Here is a 17556-nt window from a genome sequence, read left to right as displayed (position 1 = left end):
GACAGACCGCGAGTCGCCTGGAAGAAGACATTTCAACCGGCCAAACCACCCGCTCCTACAAATCGCCGATCACTTGCTGGCGGCGCCATCCGGTACGAACACATAACCCACTCCCCAGACGGTCTGGATATACCGCGGTTTGGAAGGATCGGGTTCGATCATCCGGCGCAGGCGGGAAATCTGCACGTCAATGGAGCGTTCCAGCGCATCCCATTCACGACCACGGGCCAGGTTCATCAATTTGTCGCGGGTCAGCGGCTGGCGGGCATTCATCACCAGGGCCTTGAGCACCGCGAACTCACCCGTGGTGAGCATGTGGACCTGATCGCCGCGCTTGAGCTCGCGAGTGGCCAGGGACAGTTCATAGTCGCCGAAGGTCACGCTTTCATCTTCGCTACCCGGCGCACCAGGCACCGGCGCCGACTGACGACGCAGTACCGCCTTGACGCGGGCCATCAGCTCGTCGGGGTTGAACGGCTTGGCCAGGTAATCGTCGGCACCCAGTTCAAGGCCCTTGATACGGCTCAATTCGTCGCCCTTGGCGGTGAGCATGATGATCGGGATCTGGTTGTTGGCGCCGCGCAGGCGGCGGCAGGCTGTCAGGCCGTCTTCACCGGGCAGCATCAGGTCGAGCACCACCAGGTTGAAAACCTCACGGGCCAGCAGTCGATCCATTTGCTCGGTGTTCGGTACGGTGCGGGCGCGGTAGCCCTTGCTGACGAAAAAGCGTTCCAGCAAGCTGCTCAGCCCCGGATCGTCGTCAACAATAAGAATTTTTTCGCCTTCAGCAGTTTGTGCGGTGCTGCTCATAGGAAGCTCCTTTGATCTTGGCGCGCATTATGGCCTAGCTGCCGTTATACGCACCGTGTGCATTGTTAGCAGATTTTTCCTCTAGCTCCACAAATCCGGGTATCAAACCTACAGACCACGACGCCCCCGAAGGACGGAACGCTGGTTATAATGCGCGGCCTTTTGTGCCAGGGAATGTCGGATCATTATCCCGGCGTATCGTTTTTTCCCCTTGGCCCGGCAGCACTTTTTGAATTTCGCGGGTCAACAGGCAGCCTGTTGACCCAGGCAGCGGCGCACGCCAGGCCGCTCAACCAGTCTCGCCGAGCCCTGTTTGCGCGGTGGCGAGCCTGATTTCACAATTTGTCAGGTGGTTTTATGGACAGCATCAACAGCCGCATCGCCGAGGAACTCGGCGTACGCCCACAACAGGTCGAAGCGGCCGTCACGCTACTCGATGAAGGCTCTACGGTGCCATTTATCGCCCGCTACCGGAAAGAAGTCACCGGCAGCCTCGATGACACCCAATTGCGTCATCTGGAAGAGCGTCTGCGCTACCTGCGAGAACTCGACGAACGGCGTATCAGCATCCTGGCCAGCATCCAGGAGCAGGGCAAGCTGACCCCGCAACTTGAGCGCGACATCAAGTTGGCCGACACCAAGACCCGCCTTGAAGACTTGTACCTGCCCTACAAGCAAAAGCGCCGCACCAAGGGCCAGATCGCCCTGGAAGCCGGCCTCGGCGAACTGGCCGACGGCTTGTTCAACGACCCGACCCTGGCCCCGGAAACCGAAGCCGCGCGCTTCGTCGATGCCGAAAAAGGCGTGGCGGACGTGAAAGCAGCGCTGGAAGGCGCCAAGTACATCCTCATGGAGCGTTTCGCCGAAGACGCCAACCTGCTGGAAAAACTGCGTAACTTCCTCAAACAGGAAGCCATTCTCAGCGCCCGGGTGATCGCCGGCAAGGAAGAGGAAGGCGCGAAGTTCCGCGACTACTTCGAACACGACGAACCGCTCAAGAGCATGCCGTCCCACCGTGCCCTGGCGATTTTCCGTGGCCGCAACGAAGGCATCCTCAGCTCCGCACTGAAAGTCGGTGAACAATTGCCCGGCACCATGCACCCGTGCGAAGGCATGGTCGGCCAGCAGTTCGGCATCCAGAACCAGAATCGCGCCGCCGACAAATGGCTGGCCGAGGTGGTGCGCTGGACCTGGAAGGTCAAGCTCTACACCCACCTGGAAACCGACCTGCTGGGCGAGTTGCGCGATAACGCCGAGACCGAGGCGATCAACGTGTTCGCCCACAACCTGCACGACCTGCTGCTGGCCGCCCCGGCCGGCCCACGCGCCACCCTGGGCCTGGACCCGGGTCTGCGCACCGGTTGCAAGGTGGCCGTGGTGGACTCCACCGGCAAGCTGCTGGACCACGCCACGGTCTACCCGCACGTGCCGCACAACAAGTGGGACCAGACCCTCGCCGTGCTCGCCGCGCTGTGCGCCAAGCATTCGGTGGACCTGATCGCCATCGGCAACGGCACCGCCAGCCGCGAGACCGACAAGCTGGCCGCCGAGCTGATCAAGAAATACCCCGCCATGAAGATGACCAAGGTCATGGTCTCCGAGGCCGGCGCTTCGGTTTACTCAGCGTCGGAACTGGCCTCCAAGGAGTTTCCGGACCTCGATGTATCGATCCGTGGCGCGGTGTCCATCGCCCGGCGCCTGCAGGACCCGCTGGCGGAGCTGGTGAAGATCGACCCCAAATCCATCGGTGTCGGCCAGTACCAGCACGACGTTTCCCAATTGAAACTGGCCCGTGGCCTGGACGCGGTGGTGGAAGATTGCGTGAACGCCGTGGGCGTGGACGTGAACACCGCGTCGGTGGCGCTGTTGGCGCGAATCTCCGGGCTGAACGCCACCCTGGCGCAGAACATCGTCACCCACCGTGACGAACACGGCGCGTTCAAGACCCGCGCCGCGCTGAAGAAAGTCCCGCGCCTGGGTGAAAAGACCTTCGAACAGGCCGCCGGCTTCCTGCGGGTCATGAACGGCGATAACCCGCTGGACTCGTCGGCGGTCCACCCTGAAGCCTACCCGCTGGTGCAAAGCATCGCCGCCCAGACCGACCGCGACATCCGTTCGCTGATCGGTGACGCCGGGTTCCTCAAACGCCTGGATCCGAAGAAATTCACTGACGAAACCTTCGGCCTGCCCACCGTCACCGACATCCTCCAGGAGCTGGAGAAACCGGGCCGCGACCCGCGCCCTGAGTTCAAGACCGCCGAGTTCCAGGACGGCGTCGAAGACCTCAAGGACCTGCAACCGGGCATGATCCTCGAAGGTGTGGTAACCAACGTCACCAACTTCGGTGCCTTCGTCGACATCGGCGTGCACCAGGACGGTCTGGTGCACATCTCGGCCTTATCCGAGAAGTTCATCAAGGACCCGCGCGAAGCGGTGAAGGCCGGTGATGTGGTGAAAGTGAAGGTCATGGAAGTCGACATCCCGCGCAAACGCGTCGGCCTGTCGATGCGCATGAGCGACACGCCGGGCGAAAAAGTCGACGGGGCCCGTGGTGCGCGTCCTGGCTCGACGCCACGCCAGTCGCAAAACACCGCGCCACGCAAGGAAACCGCCACCGCGGCACCCGCGAACAACGCCATGGCTTCTTTGTTCGCCAACGCCAAGCAGCTGAAGAAACGCTGATGGACGTGCCAGCCGGGTTGGTGGAGAGCGCCTTTTTCAAGCTGCTTGGCTGCCGTCTGCACAGCCTTGGGGACGGGGTGGCGCAAGTCGCCCTGGGCCTTGAGCCGCCGCTGCGCAATCGCGGCGGCAAGCTGCACGGCGGCGCGCTGTTCAGCCTGGTGGACATCGCCATGGGACTGGCCTGCTCCAGCGTCCATGGCTTTGACCAGCAAAGCGCGACCATCGAATGCAAGATCAACTACATTCGCGCCGTGTCCGACGGCGACGTGTTGTGCACCGCCCGGGTCATCCACCCCGGCCGGCGCACGCTGGTGGTCGAGGCCGAGGTGATGCAAGGCGACAAACTGGTCGCAAAAGCGCAAGGCACGTTCGCTGTCCTATAGCTCCCTGTCATCGATTTGAGTTAATTTCGATGCCATGAATGCCGCGCCGAAACCCCTTGTGGGAGCGAGCCTGCTCGCGATAGCGGTGGACCAGTCAATATAAAAGTTGACTGACAGACCGCTATCGCGAGCAGGCTCGCTCCCACAGGGGGTGTGATGATTGTCTTTGGCAGCATGAAAACCAGGCGAAAACGCCAGTTTTAACTTCACCCTTGTAGACCGTCTTGCCCACCCCCATATTGGGGCGACTGACGCGTGAAGGAATTCAACTTGAGCGACCTTTTAAACCGCCGCCTGGCCCTGCTCGGCGAGCGCGCCAACCTCTCTCTGCTCGAACAGTGCCTGCACGGCATCGAGCGTGAATGCCTGCGCGTCACCGGCAATGGGCACTTGGCGCCGACCCCGCACCCCAAGGCCCTGGGTTCGGCGTTGACCAACGAACAGATCACTACCGACTATTCCGAGTCGCTGCTGGAGTTCATCACACCGGCCCTGGCCAACCCGGCCGATACCCTGAGCAGCCTCGACAAGATCCACCGGTTTGCCTACAGCAAACTGGGCGACGAGTACCTGTGGAGCCCTTCGATGCCGTGCCCACTGCCGGCGGAAGAGGACATCCCGATCGCGTATTACGGCACCTCGAATATCGGTCGGCTCAAGTACGTCTATCGCCAGGGCCTGGCCCTGCGCTACGGCAAGAGCATGCAATGCATTGCCGGGATCCACTACAACTTTTCCCTGCCGGAAAAGCTCTGGCCCCTGCTCCGGCAGGCCGAGGGCATCGAGGCCAGCGACCGTGACTTCCAGTCGTCGGCCTACATCGCACTGATCCGAAATTTCCGCCGCTACAGCTGGTTGCTGATGTACCTGTTCGGTGCCTCGCCGGCCCTGGACGCCGGTTTCCTGCGGGGTCGCCCGCACCAGTTGGAACAACTGGACCCGGACACCTTGTACCTGCCCTACGCCACCAGCCTGCGCATGAGCGACCTGGGTTACCAGAGCAACGCCCAGGCCGGCCTCACGCCTTGCTACAACGACCTGGCCAGCTACACCGACAGCCTGCGCAAAGCGGTGGCGACACCTTATGCGCCGTACGTCGAAGCCGGCACCCACCAAAACGGCGAGTGGGTGCAGCTCAACACCAACATCCTGCAGATCGAAAACGAGTACTACTCCAACATCCGCCCCAAACGCGTGACCTACACCGGCGAGCGGCCGATCCAGGCCTTGATGGCCCGGGGTATCCAGTACGTCGAAGTGCGTTGCCTGGACATCAACCCTTTCCTGCCAATGGGTATCGACCTCACCGAGTCGCGGTTCCTCGATGCGTTCCTGCTGTATTGCGGCCTTAATGACAGCCCGCAGCTGGAAAACAACGAATGCAGCAACGCCACGAGTAACTTCCTGACCGTGGTCAAGGAAGGCCGCAAGCCGGGTCTGCAATTGCAGCATCAGGGTCAGTCAGTGGACATGCAGGCCTGGGCCGTCGAATTGCTGGAAAAAATCGCGCCGCTGGCCTCGCTGCTCGATCAGAGCCAAGGTGGCGATGCCCACCGCCAGGCGCTGGATGCACAAGTGGCGAAAGTCCGTGATCCGTCCCTCACGCCCTCCGCCCAAGTGCTGGCCGCCATGGCCAAGCACCAGGAAAGCTTCTCCCAGTTCTCCCTGCGCCAAAGCAAGGCCCACGCTGAGTTCTTCCGCGCCGAGCCTCTGCCCGCCCAGGCACAGGCGGCATTCGAAAAAACCGCCCGAGAGTCACTGGTCCAGCAAACTGAGCTGGAGCAGAACGAAGTGGGGGACTTCGACGTGTTCGTGGGTTCGTATCAGGCGAGCATCCTGGCAATCAGCAACTGACCCCTCTTTGACGAGGACGCTTCGCTGGACTGCACTGTAGGAGCTGCCGAAGGCTGCGATCTTTTGATCTTCTGATCTTTCGCTTGAGATTCAAGTGGCTGGGGGAAGATCGCAGCCTCGTTGCACTCGACAGCTCCTACGCGGTTCCGGCACGGTAGGGCGTTACTCAGCCGACGAAGGTTTCTCCCAAAGATTAATTCCGCCTTCCTGGGCAAACCGATCGATCTGCGCCAGTTCTTCAGCACTGAAGCTCAGGTTCTGCAACGCCCCGACGTTCTCGATGACTTGCTCCGGCCGGCTCGCGCCGATCAGCGCACTGGTCACGCGTGGATCGCGCAGGGTCCAGGCCAAGGCCATTTGCGCCAGGCTTTGGCCGCGCCGCTGGGCGATCTCATTGAGGGCGCGTACATGGGCGATGTTTTCCTCCGACAGGTGCGAGGCTTGCAGCGAGCCACCGCCCGGACGGTTCACCCGCGCATCGGCCGGAATACCCTTGAGGTACTTATCGGTCAACAGGCCCTGGGCCAGTGGCGTGAAAGCGATCACACCGGTGCCCAGTTCGTCGGTGGCGTCCAGCAGGTCCGTTTCCACCCAGCGGTTGAGCAGGTTGTAGGCCGGCTGGTGAATCAGCAGCGGGACTTTCCACTCGTTGAGCAGCGTCGCCATTTCCCGGGTTTTCACCCCTGAATACGAGGAAATGCCGATGTACAGCGCCTTCCCCTGCTGTACGGCAGTGGCCAGTGCGCTGGCGGTTTCTTCCAGTGGGGTATCGGGGTCGAAGCGGTGGGAATAAAAGATATCCACATAGTCCAGCCCCAGGCGTTGCAGGCTCTGGTCGAGGCTGGCGAGCACGTATTTACGCGAGCCACCGCCCTGGCCGTAGGGGCCCGGCCACATGTCCCAACCGGCCTTGCTGGAGATGATCAACTCATCGCGGTACTGCTTGAAATCTTCGCGCAGCAACCGGCCGAAATTGATCTCGGCGCTGCCGTAGGGAGGGCCGTAGTTGTTTGCCAGGTCGAAGTGGTTGATGCCCAGGTCAAACGCCGTGCGCAGCAAGGCGCGCTGGGTATCGATGGGCGTGCTGTCGCCAAAGTTGTGCCACAACCCCAGCGACAGCGCCGGCAGCACCAGCCCGCTGCGACCGACGCGGCGATAAGGAATGGACTCGTAGCGGTTTTGCGCAGCGGTGTAGGTCATCGAAAGGCTCTCTGTTCGGACGCTGGTGGCAGAAGCTAACACTTCACAGACGCATCGGGGATTTCGTAATCGGTCATGGGCTTCATTTCAGGCCCGCCTGTTTCAATATGCTATTGATCGTGCCTCTGGGCAGATCGGCGTCTGGGTGTTTGCAGCTCTGCCGGAAAACTCTAGCTGCGAAAGATGAGTTCGATACACACAACACACACCCTGAAAAAGACTGGCTCAACTCTCCAGCCAATGCGTCGCCATCACCACTCGGTCATTGCGCCTGCGCAAACGCCTCCGCCAACCAATCCACAAACACGCGCACACGCGGCGACATGAGCCGGTTGTGCGGATAAAGCACCGACACCGGCATGGACGGCGGTGGGGTGGCGGTGAGGACTTCCTGGATCAGGCCCTGCTGGATCTGCTCTTCCATTCGGTAATGCGGGCATTGGATCAAGCCCAGGCCGGCGATGGCCGAGGCGGCATAGATTTCGGCGCCGGACACCGACAGCGAGCCCCCGATCGGTACCTCCTTGAGCTCGCCATCGACCATGAACTCAAACGGATACAGTTTGGCGGTGGTCCGAGAGACGTAGTTCACCGCTCTGTGATGTTTCAAGTCATCGAGGCTTTTCGGCTCACCGTACTGGCGCAGGTAAGCGGGACTGGCACAGGTAATCTGCCGAAGATTGGCGACACGTCGACCGATCAATGACGAATCCGCCAGCGCACCGGAGCGCAGCACGCAATCGACGCCTTCGGCGATCAGATCGACGAAACGATCCGCCTCGCTGATGAACAGGTCTATTTCGGGATAGCGGGCCATGAATTGCGGCAACGCCGGTATCACGAAGTGCCGAGCCTGGGTTCCGTGCAAGTCCACCCTCAGCTTGCCTTTGGGCGCCACGCCGCGAAACGCCAGTTCGGCTTCTTCAAGTTCCGCCAGCAATTGCACGCAGCGTGGGTAATAGGCTTCGCCATCGAGGGTCGGGCGCACTTTGCGGGTGCTGCGTTCCAACAAGCGAACACCCAGCCAGGCTTCGAATTGATTGAGGGTGTGGGTCATCGTCGCCCGTGGCATGTTCAAGTCTTCGGCGGCCAGGGTGAAACTGCTTCGCTCGTAGATGCGCACGAACACCTTCATCGCTTTGACTTGATCCATCTGAAACCGGCGCCTTTATTGTTAGCGATTGTTGAACAGTCAAGGCAACTTTCCGGCATTTATCGCCGAGAGTAAACATGTGAGCCTGGCCTCACCCACTTCAAGAGGACTCAACTATGCCGACTCAAACATCCAAAGTTGCCATCATCACCGGCGCGTCCCGCGGCATCGGTGCCGAAATCGCCAAGCAACTGGCCAGCGAAGGTTTCGCCGTCGTCATCAACTACGCCAACAGCGCCAGTGAGGCGTCCAAGTGGGTGGTGCAATTGCGCCAGGCCGGCCACCAGGCCATAGCGGTGAAGGCCGACGTGTCCTCTGCCGCCGATGTCCGTAGGCTGTTCGATGAAACCGAAGCGCAACTGGGCAAGGTCGATGTGTTGATCAACAACGCCGGTATCCTCCAGGTGATGCCTCTGGCGCAGCACAGCGACGAACTGTTCGACCAGACGTTCGCCATCAACACCCGTGGCACCTTCAATACCCTGCGCGAAGCCGCGACCCGCTTGAACGACGGCGGCCGGATCGTGAACTTTTCCAGTAGCACCGTGGGCCTGAACCTGCCCGGCTACTCGGTGTACATCGCCAGCAAGGCCGCAGTGGAATCCCTGACCCAGGTGTTCGCCAAGGAACTGCGCGGGCGGCAGATCACGGTCAACGCCGTGGCCCCCGGCCCCGTCGCCACCGAACTGTTCATGCACGGTAAGAGTGAAGAGCAGGTGCAGCACTACGCCAAGATGCCGCCCCTGGAACGCCTCGGCCAGCCACAAGACATTGCCAGCATCATCGCATTCCTGGTGAGCCCGGCTGCCGGCTGGGTGAACGGGCAGATCCTGCGGGCCAACGGTGGGCTGGTCTGAGGTTTCTTCGTCGCCAACCAAACCGCTCCGCCCGGAGCAGGCTCGCTCCCACAGGGTTACGTGATTGCCTTGTGGGAGCGAGCCTGCTCACGATGGGGTCGGCACGGTGGCACGTTGGTCAGCGCACCAAATGCAGGAACTGCAGATGACGCTCGTACTGGTCGAGGATGTCGTTGATGACTTGCTCCTTGGTGTAGCCCACCAGGTCGTAATCCTGGCTGCCTTCGCTCAAGTGCACCTCGGCACGGTAGTAACGACGGTTGTTGAGTTCCTTGGAGCCCATACCACCCCGGGCGAAGGACGGCGTGAAGTAGCCGCGCATCTGCACCTGGTAGATGAATGGATGCTGCTCGCCGTGACCGATCTCCAGGCTGACACTGTCGTTGGCCGGGTCAGGCTGAGTCACCACCGCCAGGCCTTTTTCGACGAACACCGCCGTCACCTCTTCAATGGCCGGGCGCACCGTGGTGTTGAGGAAACGGTACACCTCATCACGGGACGGAAAATGCACCGCCTGGCTTAAGCGTTGGCGCCAGCCGCCCGTGCCCCGGCGTGAATCCGACACCGGCGCCAGGGAGTGCAATTGCGCGATTTGCTTCTGCGACTCCAGGTAGAACGCCTTGTGCAGTCCCCACATCATCAGCAACAGAATCAACGAGAACGGCAAGGACGTCAGCACCACCGCCGACTTCAAGGCATCGATGCTGCCGGAGAACAGCAACGCACTGGTCACCAAGGCCGTCATCGCCCCCCAGAACACCCGCAGCCATTTCGGCCCGTCCTCATCGGGGTTGCCGCCCTTGGCCGACAACGTCGACAGCACCACGGTGCCCGAGTCGGCGGACGTGACGAAGAACACGAAGCTGATGAACACAGTGACCGCGATGACGGTCTTGCTCCAGGGGTAGGTTTCCAGCAGCAGGTAAAGGCTCATCGATGGGTTTTCCAGAGCGGACATGCCCAGGGCACTCATGCCGTGGTTCAGCACTTGGTCGATGGCGCTGTTGCCGAAGATCGACATCCACGCCAAGGTGAAACCCAGGGGAATCAGCAGCACGCCAAACACGAACTCACGGATGGTGCGGCCACGGGAAATCCGTGCGATGAACAGCCCCACGAACGGCGACCACGCGATCCACCAGGCCCAGTAAAACACCGTCCAGCCGCCCAGCCAGTCGCTAGGTTCATTGTAGGCGTACAGGTCAAAGCTCTTCATCGGCAGGGCGCCGAGGTAATCGCCGATGTTCTGGATCAAGGTGTTGAGTAAATGCTGGGTGGGCCCGGCGAACAGCACGAACAGTAACAATGCGCAGGCCAGCAGCATGTTGATATCGGACATGACCCGCACGCCCTTGTCGACACCGGCCACCGCCACAATGATCGCCGAGCCCATCATCAGCACGATCAGGCCGACCTGAATCCACTGGGTATGGGCGATGCCGAACAGGTAGTCGAGCCCGGAATTGAGGTGCAGCACACCAAAGCCCATGTCCGCGCCGAGGCCAAACACCGTGGCGATTATGCCGAAGCCGTCCACGGCGTAACCGATGGGGCCGTTGATGCGCTTGCCGATCAGCGGATACAGCGCCGAACGCAGGGCCAGCGGCAAATTGTGCCGGTAGGCGAAGTACGCCAGGGCCATACCGACGAACGCGAAAACACCCCAGCCGTGCAGCCCCCAGTGCAAGAACAGGATCTGCATGGCCTGGCGCGCCGCCTCGGCGGTACCAGCCTCGCCCTGGGGCGGCTGGACCATGTGGGTCAGTGGCTCGGACACGCAGAAGAAAAACAGGGTGATACTGATGCCGGCGGCGAACAGCATGCCGGCCCAGGACAGGTAACTGAATTCGGGTTCGTCGTGGTCGGCACCGAGCTTGATCTTACCGTAGCCGGACAAGGCGGTGACCACCACGAAGACCAGATACAGCGTCATCGCCAACAGGTAGTACCAGCCGACCGTATTGGCCGCCCAGTTCTGCGCCGCCAACAACCAGGCGCCGGCCTGGGCGGGCATGGCAATCACCACCAGGCCGAACAACAAGATAAAGGTCGCGGCGAAGTAAAAGACCGGCGGGTTCATACGGACCAGGCCGCTGGATGGAAGGGGCGAGGTACTCATGAAACCAGCACCTCGGGAAAAAGAATCCGGGTGGTCGAAAATGGACTCGGCAAAGGCAAGCCTCCTGTTGTGAGCGGGCAGCAAACCGACGGTTTAACTTGAATGAACGTTCAAGTTAAACATAAATAGCTAGCTAAGGACCAATCGCAGGGCTTGATAGCACGCTTGCTACACCAACCTACGGGAGGGTATGACGTTGCCTGGAAGGCATTCGTTCATTAGCGCCAAGCCCGCTCCCCCAGATCAAGTACAGGGCAAACCGACGACGTGTCGCCAGATCCACGCTCAAACAAAAACATGCCGGTTGCCCCTGAATATCGGCGTGCCTATAGTCCAGGCATCGCCTACAACCAGTACGGACCCATGATCAAAGAACAGCTGTCTCGCTTTAACCGTCTCGACCTGCTCGGCCATCCGACACCGCTGGAAAAACTTGACCGCCTCTCCACCTGGCTCGGCCGGGACATCTATATCAAGCGTGACGACCTGACGCCCTTGGCCATGGGTGGCAACAAACTGCGCAAGCTCGAATACCTGGCCGCCGACGCCATCGCCCAAGGCGCCGATACCCTCATCACCGCCGGGGCGATCCAGTCCAACCATGTGCGCCAGACCGCAGCCCTGGCCGCGAAACTGGGCCTGGGCTGCGTGGCCTTGCTGGAAAACCCCATCGGCACCGAAGATAGCAATTACCTGGGCAACGGCAACCGGCTGCTGATGGAGTTGTTCGACGCCAAGGTCGAGTTAGTGGACCACCTGGACAACGCCGATGAGCAGCTACAAGCCCTGGCCGGTCGCCTGCGCAGCAACGGGAAAAAACCCTATCTGGTGCCAATAGGTGGTTCGAACGCCTTGGGCGCGCTGGGTTATGTGCGCGCCGGCCTGGAACTGGCCGAGCAGATCAAGGACACCGGAATTGAATTCGCCGCCGTGGTACTGGCCTCCGGCAGTGCCGGCACCCACAGTGGCTTGGCGCTGGCGCTGAGTGAAGCCCTGCCGGCGCTGCCTGTCATCGGCGTCACGGTTTCGCGCAGCGAGGAGGACCAGTTTCCGAAGGTCCAGGGCCTGGCCGAGCGCACCGCAGCGTTGCTCGAAGTCGCCCTTCCAGAAGCGTTCAAAGTGAACCTGTGGGACGAATATTTCGCCCCCCGCTACGGTGAACCGAACGCCGGGACACTGGCGGCGGTCAAGTTGCTGGCCAGCCAGGAAGGCCTGCTGCTCGATCCGGTCTACACCGGCAAGGCCATGGCCGGCCTGCTCGACGGCATGGGTCGTGACCGTTTCGACGATGGCCCGATCATCTTCCTGCACACCGGCGGCGCACCGGCGTTGTTTGCCTATAATGCGGCGTTCTGAGATGTCGGGGGGAACCTCTATATGGGCGTGAGCCTGCTCGCGATAGCGGTGGATCAGCCACGATCAATTTGGCTGACAGACCCTCGCGAGCAAGCTCGCTCCCACAGGAGAACCCATTGGATTTTGGAATATGTGGATGATTTAATATTATTTTCCAATCTATAAAAGCCATCCTATAGTCTCGCCGCAGGCGCATTTGCCGCAAGACGCCCAAGCTGCTTTAAGGCAGGATGTGGCAATCTTTTCGGATCGCGGCTACGCCGTCGCTCAGCCAAAATAACCTCTTCATAAGAAAACACAGGGGCTTGTCATGAATTTTTCCGCATTACGTCGCAACCTGTTGCTAGGTTCGCTGGGCCTGGCATTGAGCGCCGGGCTGTTGGGGCAAGCAGTTGCCGGTGAGCAACTGCAGAAAATCAAGGACACCGGCGAAATCAAGATCGGCTTGGAAGGCACGTATCCACCGTTCAGTTTCGTTGATGACAGCGGCAAACTGTCCGGCTTCGAAGTGGAGTTCTCCGAAGCCCTGGCCAAGGAACTGGGGGTGAAAGTCAAACTGCAAACGACCCCTTGGGCCGGCATTCTCGCGGCCCTGGAATCCAAGCGTCTGGACGCAGTGGTCAACCAGGTGACCATCTCCGAGGAACGTAAGAAAAAGTACGATTTCTCCGAGCCGTACACCGTCTCCGGGATTCAAGCGCTGGTACTGACCAAGAAAGCCGACGAGCTGAACATCAAGAAGGCCGCCGACCTGGACGGAAAAAAAGTCGGCGTGGGCCTTGGCACCAACTACGAACAGTGGGTCAAGGCAGAAGTACCGGGCGCCCAAGTCAAAACCTACGATGACGACCCAACCAAGTTCCAGGACCTGCGCGTCGGTCGTATCGATACCATCCTGATCGACCGCCTGGCCGCACTGGAATACGCCAAGAAAGCCAAGGACACCACGGTGACCAGCGAAGCCTTTTCGCGCCAGGAGTCCGGTATTGCCCTGCGTAAGGGCGAGCCAGAGTTGCTGGCAGCCGTGAACAAGGCGATCGAGAAACTGCGCGCCGACGGTACGCTGAAAGAGCTTTCGGAAAAATACTTCAGCGCTGACGTTACCCAATAATGGAAGCTGCTCTTCAACTCGCACTGGATTCCGCGCCCTTCCTGCTCAAGGGCGCGTATTACACGGTCATCCTCAGCCTGGGCGGTATGTTTTTCGGCTTGCTGCTGGGGTTCGGCCTGGCGCTGATGCGCCTGTCGCGCTTCAAACTGGTGAACTGGATCGCCCGCATCTACGTGTCGTTCTTTCGCGGCACGCCGTTGCTGGTGCAGTTGTTCGTGATCTATTACGGGTTGCCGCAACTGGGCATCGAGCTGGATCCGCTACCGGCGGCCCTGATCGGTTTCTCGCTGAACATGGGCGCCTACGCGTGTGAAATCCTGCGGGCCGCCATCAGCTCCATCGAGCGCGGCCAGTGGGAAGCGGCGGCAAGCATCGGCATGACCCGCGCCCAGACCCTGCGCCGGGCCATCCTGCCGCAAGCGGCACGCACGGCCCTGCCACCGCTGGGCAACAGCTTCATTTCCCTGGTCAAGGACACCGCGCTGGCGGCAACCATCCAGGTACCGGAGCTGTTCCGCCAGGCGCAGTTGATCACCGCGCGAACCTTCGAAATCTTCACCATGTACCTTGCCGCCGCGCTGATCTATTGGGTTCTGGCCAGCGTGCTCTCGCACCTGCAGAACGTCCTGGAAGCCCGGGTCAATCGGCATGACCAGGAGTCCTGACCCATGATTGTCGTGGAAAAACTGACAAAGCAGTTCAAGGGTCAGGTGGTGCTCAACGGCATCGACTTGAAGATCGAAGAAGGCGAAGTGGTTGCGATCATCGGCCCCAGCGGCTCGGGCAAGACGACGTTCCTGCGCTGCCTGAATTTCCTCGAAGAGCCTACCAGCGGCCGGATCAAGGTCGGCGACATCGAGATCGATGGCAGTCGCCCGCTAAACCAGCAACAGGGCCTGGTGCGCCGCTTGCGCCAGCAGGTGGGCTTCGTGTTCCAGAACTTCAACCTGTTTCCCCATCGCACCGCCTTGGAAAATGTCACTGAAGGCCCGCAAGTGGTGAAGAAAGTTCCCCGTGCCGAAGCCGAAGCCCTGGGGCGCAAGCTCTTGGCCAAGGTCGGCTTGGCCGGCAAGGAGGACGCCTATCCACGGCGCCTTTCCGGCGGTCAGCAACAGCGCGTGGCGATAGCCCGAGCGTTGGCGATGGAGCCGGCGGTCATCCTGTTCGACGAGCCGACCTCGGCCCTCGATCCGGAGCTGGTAGGCGAGGTGCTGGCAACCATTCGCGGCTTGGCCGAAGAAAAACGCACCATGGTCATCGTGACCCACGAAATGGGCTTCGCCCGAGACGTGGCCAACCGCGTGGTGTTCTTCGACAAAGGCGTGATCGTCGAACAAGGCGAAGCCAAGGCCTTGTTTGCAGCACCCAAGGAAGAACGCACGCGACAGTTCCTCAGCAAGTTCCTCTCCGACGGACACGGCACCCAGTAAGTTATGGGGAGCGCCATCACTTCCAAGGATGGAAGTGAGGCCGCCACAACACATTCAAGACACTACCGTCATAAATTTGAGCACAAAGAAACAACGTGCGACTTGCGCCCCACTCAACATCCTCGACCGTTTTATGTGCGGCATGGACCTACCTCTCGTAACACTTCCTCTGAGCCCAAGCCCCTGCCTTTTTTAGTCTTAAGACGCTCTCCGGAGCACTTTTCAAAAACCTGCGAGCCTGGGAAAATGGCTTGTGATGCCGCGCATTATTAACACGAGTGCGTAGGATATTTCTGAAGCCTTTAACATTGAATTATTAAGCAAGTGCCTCTATTGACACTGAAACTATTGAGCCCTTATCTAGTGTCCAACAGGCGATGCACATTATTTATGTTCTGCTCAGTGATTAAGCACAATCCGCCTACATGACTGTACACATAAAGATATCTCGCAATTAGTCGTTGCCGTTGATCTTCCCGAAACGGACTTCGTTTTCAAGCATCAAGGAGAACACCATGACATGTAAGTCGAAGAGTTCCGAATTGGCTGCACCCACCTTGGCCAACGCCCACCCCACCGGCATCAATATCGCCAACGCCGCTCACCTGGAGGTTGCCATTGCGCCCTACCCCGGTATGGACGCCGGCGACCTGATCGAACTGTTCTGGGACAACTGCTACGTCGGCTCGCGCTTGCTGTCGCACGCCGATGCGCAAGACCGCGTCACCCTGCGGGTCCCGGAGAGTTTCATCGTCGATGGGACTTCGCGCATCCACTATCGGGTGATGCAGGTCGGGCGTGGGCCGGCGCTATCCGCCAAGCAACGGGTACACGCAAAGCTCGATTGCCCTGGCGGGCAGCCGTCGCCCCTGAGCGGCGATGAAAACCAAAGCCTGGCCCCAGTGCGCATTCCCGACACGATCCGACGCCAAGGGGTGAACCCCAACCAGATCAAGCGCGGCGTACCACTGACCATCGAACCCTACCTGAACATGGCCGCCGGTGATGCCGTGACCCTGCGCTGGGGCGATGTGCGCATGGACCTGCCTGCCGTTACCGCCAGCGACGTCGGCCAGCCAATCCATATCTGGGTCCCGCCGCAGATCATCCTGGAGGCAGGAGAAGACCTGCGCCTGGAAGTGACCTATTGCATCCTCGACCGTGTGGGCAACAACTCCCACTGGGCACCGCCACGGACGTTGAAGATCGGTTGCGCCAATCCGTATCTGAACAACCCGCCGAAAGAACCCCTCCTGGCGGCCGAGTCACGTCACCGAACGTGAATACCCTAAAGAAGCTTTTTGTCGCGTGGGGATAAATCCCCTCGCTACAACATCACCCGGCAAAAGCCCGCTAGCCGCAGTCCTAAAAGTTAGTTCAAAAAATAATATAAACGCGTTTAAGGTATATAGACCGGATCACCGGACATTCTCGATTTTCGCTCGCCGCATTCAACGCGGCGTTTTCTTGAGATGTGAGGTGGGTATGGAACGGAACACGATCACTCCAGTGCAATACGCCAAGGCCCTGCCTAGATTGCCGTGGCCGAAACGGCTGCCTGGGCCAAGCATGCCGAGTACCTGAGCTACGCCAGCGCCGAGGCCGGCGTGGCGCATTTTGCCGCATCGACGGGAATCGATTTTTCCCAGTACGTGGACGTCATCGACCTGGTGATTCCCGAGTTGCAACGACGCGGCTCGTACAAAACCGAATACGACAACGGCACCCTGCGCGAAAAGCTGTTTCACGCACTGGCCCATCTACCCCAACAACACACGGGCTCGACCCACCGGTAGACCAAGGATCTTGCGGTATAGTCGGCTGACGCTCCCCACCTAAGCCCACGATCATGAAACGCACCACCGAAGACTTGCACGCCATCACTGCCACGACCCTGGGCCATTACAACGCCGTGGCAGAAAGCTTTCGCGAAGGCACCCGCGATCACGATGTCAGCCAGAACATCGACGCCCTGCTGCGCCATATCCAGGGCCAGGCACCGTTGCACATCCTGGATTTCGGCTGCGGCCCGGGGCGCGACCTGCGGACATTCACGGCCCTGGGCCACGTCGCGGTCGGCCTCGACGGTTCAGAAGCGTTTGCCCGGATGGCGCACCAGGACAGCGGCTGCGAGGTGTGGCAACAGGACTTCCTGGAACTCGACCTACCGGCCGAGCGCTTTGACGGGATTTTCGCCAACGCGGTGCTGTTTCATGTGCCCGTCCAGGAACTGCCGCGGGTGCTCAAGCAACTGCACGCCACCCTCAAGCCCGACGGCGTACTGTTCAGCTCAAACCCTCGAGGCGAAAACCAGGAGGGCTGGAACGGCCAGCGCTTCGGCGCCTACCACGACCTCGCGGCCTGGCGCACGCTGCTCGGCGACGCAGGCTTCGTGGAACTGGAGCATTACTACCGACCGGCGGGGCTGCCGCGGGAGCAACAGCCTTGGTTGGCGAGTGTCTGGCGTAAACCCTGAAGACAGACTCGTCTGAACCGGTTCAATGCTGAACCCTGGCGAAGAACTTACTCCCACTGAGCTCTGTAGGCGCCTGCGATCTTTTGATCTTTTGATCTTTCGCTTGAGATTCAAGTGTCCTTGGA

General features: G+C 60.5%; 14 protein-coding genes and 1 pseudogene. 11 read left to right on the top strand and 4 right to left on the bottom strand.

The annotated features are described in order from the left end of the window. Positions 1 to 69 precede the first annotated feature (69 nt). A complete protein-coding gene (gene ompR, locus AACY42_RS18160) occupies positions 70 to 810 on the bottom strand; it encodes an osmolarity response regulator transcription factor OmpR (protein WP_339481400.1) in 741 nt (246 codons plus the stop codon). A 357-nt stretch (positions 811 to 1167) separates the two neighbouring features. Between ompR and AACY42_RS18155 the strand changes: the two genes are divergently transcribed. The 3 genes from AACY42_RS18155 to gshA all read left to right on the top strand — a co-directional run bounded on the left by AACY42_RS18155 (position 1168) and on the right by gshA (position 5729). Beyond that, the gene (locus AACY42_RS18155; RefSeq protein ID WP_339481398.1) at positions 1168 to 3492 is read left to right on the top strand and encodes a Tex family protein; all 2325 of its coding nucleotides are present in this window, start codon (positions 1168 to 1170) and stop codon (positions 3490 to 3492) included. Continuing rightward, complete coding sequence (locus AACY42_RS18150; RefSeq protein WP_092169213.1) at positions 3492 to 3875, top strand: PaaI family thioesterase; 384 nt, start codon at positions 3492 to 3494, stop codon at positions 3873 to 3875. The genes AACY42_RS18155 and AACY42_RS18150 overlap by 1 nt, the downstream gene beginning before the upstream one ends. Positions 3876 to 4145: 270 nt before the next feature. After that, entirely contained in the window at positions 4146 to 5729 is a 1584-nt protein-coding gene (gene gshA, locus AACY42_RS18145; RefSeq protein WP_339481395.1) for a glutamate--cysteine ligase, read from the top strand. Between the two features lie 162 nt (positions 5730 to 5891). Here gshA and mgrA read toward each other — a convergent pair whose 3' ends face one another. Together mgrA and AACY42_RS18135 are read right to left on the bottom strand one after the other, a co-directional pair. Continuing rightward, complete coding sequence (gene mgrA, locus AACY42_RS18140; protein ID WP_339481394.1) at positions 5892 to 6929, bottom strand: L-glyceraldehyde 3-phosphate reductase; 1038 nt, start codon at positions 6927 to 6929, stop codon at positions 5892 to 5894. Between the two features lie 262 nt (positions 6930 to 7191). Continuing rightward, the gene (locus AACY42_RS18135) at positions 7192 to 8082 is read right to left on the bottom strand and encodes a LysR family transcriptional regulator (RefSeq protein ID WP_339481392.1); all 891 of its coding nucleotides are present in this window, start codon (positions 8080 to 8082) and stop codon (positions 7192 to 7194) included. A gap of 116 nt (positions 8083 to 8198) precedes the next feature. Between AACY42_RS18135 and AACY42_RS18130 the strand changes: the two genes are divergently transcribed. Beyond that, positions 8199 to 8939: an SDR family oxidoreductase gene (locus tag AACY42_RS18130; protein WP_339481390.1), complete on the top strand. Its 741-nt coding sequence runs from the start codon at positions 8199 to 8201 to the stop codon at positions 8937 to 8939. 118 nt (positions 8940 to 9057) lie between these two features. Here AACY42_RS18130 and betT read toward each other — a convergent pair whose 3' ends face one another. Continuing rightward, positions 9058 to 11019, bottom strand: coding sequence for a choline transporter BetT (gene betT / locus AACY42_RS18125; protein WP_339481460.1), 1962 nt, complete (start codon positions 11017 to 11019; stop codon positions 9058 to 9060). A 402-nt stretch (positions 11020 to 11421) separates the two neighbouring features. On the opposite strand from betT, the gene AACY42_RS18120 reads away from it, so the two are divergent. From AACY42_RS18120 to AACY42_RS18090, 7 genes and pseudogenes are all read left to right on the top strand, one after another. Then, positions 11422 to 12414, top strand: a complete 993-nt coding sequence (locus tag AACY42_RS18120; protein ID WP_339481389.1) for a D-cysteine desulfhydrase — start codon at positions 11422 to 11424, stop codon at positions 12412 to 12414. Between the two features lie 310 nt (positions 12415 to 12724). After that, a complete protein-coding gene (gene tcyJ / locus AACY42_RS18115) occupies positions 12725 to 13525 on the top strand; it encodes a cystine ABC transporter substrate-binding protein (RefSeq protein WP_339481388.1) in 801 nt (266 codons plus the stop codon). Then, on the top strand, positions 13525 to 14190 hold the full coding sequence (gene tcyL, locus AACY42_RS18110; protein WP_339481387.1) for a cystine ABC transporter permease: 666 nt from the start codon (positions 13525 to 13527) through the stop codon (positions 14188 to 14190). The genes tcyJ and tcyL overlap by 1 nt, the downstream gene beginning before the upstream one ends. A gap of 3 nt (positions 14191 to 14193) precedes the next feature. Further along, positions 14194 to 14955, top strand: a complete 762-nt coding sequence (gene tcyN, locus AACY42_RS18105) for an L-cystine ABC transporter ATP-binding protein TcyN (protein WP_339481385.1) — start codon at positions 14194 to 14196, stop codon at positions 14953 to 14955. 515 nt (positions 14956 to 15470) lie between these two features. Further along, on the top strand, positions 15471 to 16238 hold the full coding sequence (locus AACY42_RS18100) for a hypothetical protein (RefSeq protein WP_339481384.1): 768 nt from the start codon (positions 15471 to 15473) through the stop codon (positions 16236 to 16238). A 252-nt stretch (positions 16239 to 16490) separates the two neighbouring features. Beyond that, positions 16491 to 16751, top strand: a pseudogene (locus AACY42_RS18095) (hypothetical protein); the annotation flags it as partial. 53 nt (positions 16752 to 16804) lie between these two features. After that, on the top strand, positions 16805 to 17431 hold the full coding sequence (locus tag AACY42_RS18090; protein WP_339481383.1) for a class I SAM-dependent methyltransferase: 627 nt from the start codon (positions 16805 to 16807) through the stop codon (positions 17429 to 17431). The last annotated feature ends 125 nt before the right edge of the window (positions 17432 to 17556 follow it).

The organism is Pseudomonas sp. RL_5y_Pfl2_73, assembly GCF_963970515.1.
In the GTDB taxonomy this organism is placed as follows: Bacteria; Pseudomonadota; Gammaproteobacteria; order Pseudomonadales; family Pseudomonadaceae; genus Aquipseudomonas.
The sequence above is the reverse complement of the archived record's forward strand: the minus strand, read 5'-3'. Positions and strand labels throughout refer to the sequence as shown.

What these genes read in the sequence shown, in the direction of transcription:
- AACY42_RS18120 (WP_339481389.1), top strand. Translation starts at nt 11,422, where the DNA reads ATGATCAAAGAACAGCTGTCTCGCTTTAACCGTCTCGACCTGCTCGGC.
- mgrA (WP_339481394.1), bottom strand. Translation starts at nt 6,929, where the DNA reads ATGACCTACACCGCTGCGCAAAACCGCTACGAGTCCATTCCTTATCGC.
- tcyN (WP_339481385.1), top strand. Translation starts at nt 14,194, where the DNA reads ATGATTGTCGTGGAAAAACTGACAAAGCAGTTCAAGGGTCAGGTGGTG.
- AACY42_RS18135 (WP_339481392.1), bottom strand. Translation starts at nt 8,082, where the DNA reads ATGGATCAAGTCAAAGCGATGAAGGTGTTCGTGCGCATCTACGAGCGA.
- AACY42_RS18100 (WP_339481384.1), top strand. Translation starts at nt 15,471, where the DNA reads ATGACATGTAAGTCGAAGAGTTCCGAATTGGCTGCACCCACCTTGGCC.
- AACY42_RS18150 (WP_092169213.1), top strand. Translation starts at nt 3,492, where the DNA reads ATGGACGTGCCAGCCGGGTTGGTGGAGAGCGCCTTTTTCAAGCTGCTT.
- tcyJ (WP_339481388.1), top strand. Translation starts at nt 12,725, where the DNA reads ATGAATTTTTCCGCATTACGTCGCAACCTGTTGCTAGGTTCGCTGGGC.
- AACY42_RS18090 (WP_339481383.1), top strand. Translation starts at nt 16,805, where the DNA reads ATGAAACGCACCACCGAAGACTTGCACGCCATCACTGCCACGACCCTG.
- AACY42_RS18155 (WP_339481398.1), top strand. Translation starts at nt 1,168, where the DNA reads ATGGACAGCATCAACAGCCGCATCGCCGAGGAACTCGGCGTACGCCCA.
- tcyL (WP_339481387.1), top strand. Translation starts at nt 13,525, where the DNA reads ATGGAAGCTGCTCTTCAACTCGCACTGGATTCCGCGCCCTTCCTGCTC.
- AACY42_RS18130 (WP_339481390.1), top strand. Translation starts at nt 8,199, where the DNA reads ATGCCGACTCAAACATCCAAAGTTGCCATCATCACCGGCGCGTCCCGC.
- ompR (WP_339481400.1), bottom strand. Translation starts at nt 810, where the DNA reads ATGAGCAGCACCGCACAAACTGCTGAAGGCGAAAAAATTCTTATTGTT.
- betT (WP_339481460.1), bottom strand. Translation starts at nt 11,019, where the DNA reads ATGAACCCGCCGGTCTTTTACTTCGCCGCGACCTTTATCTTGTTGTTC.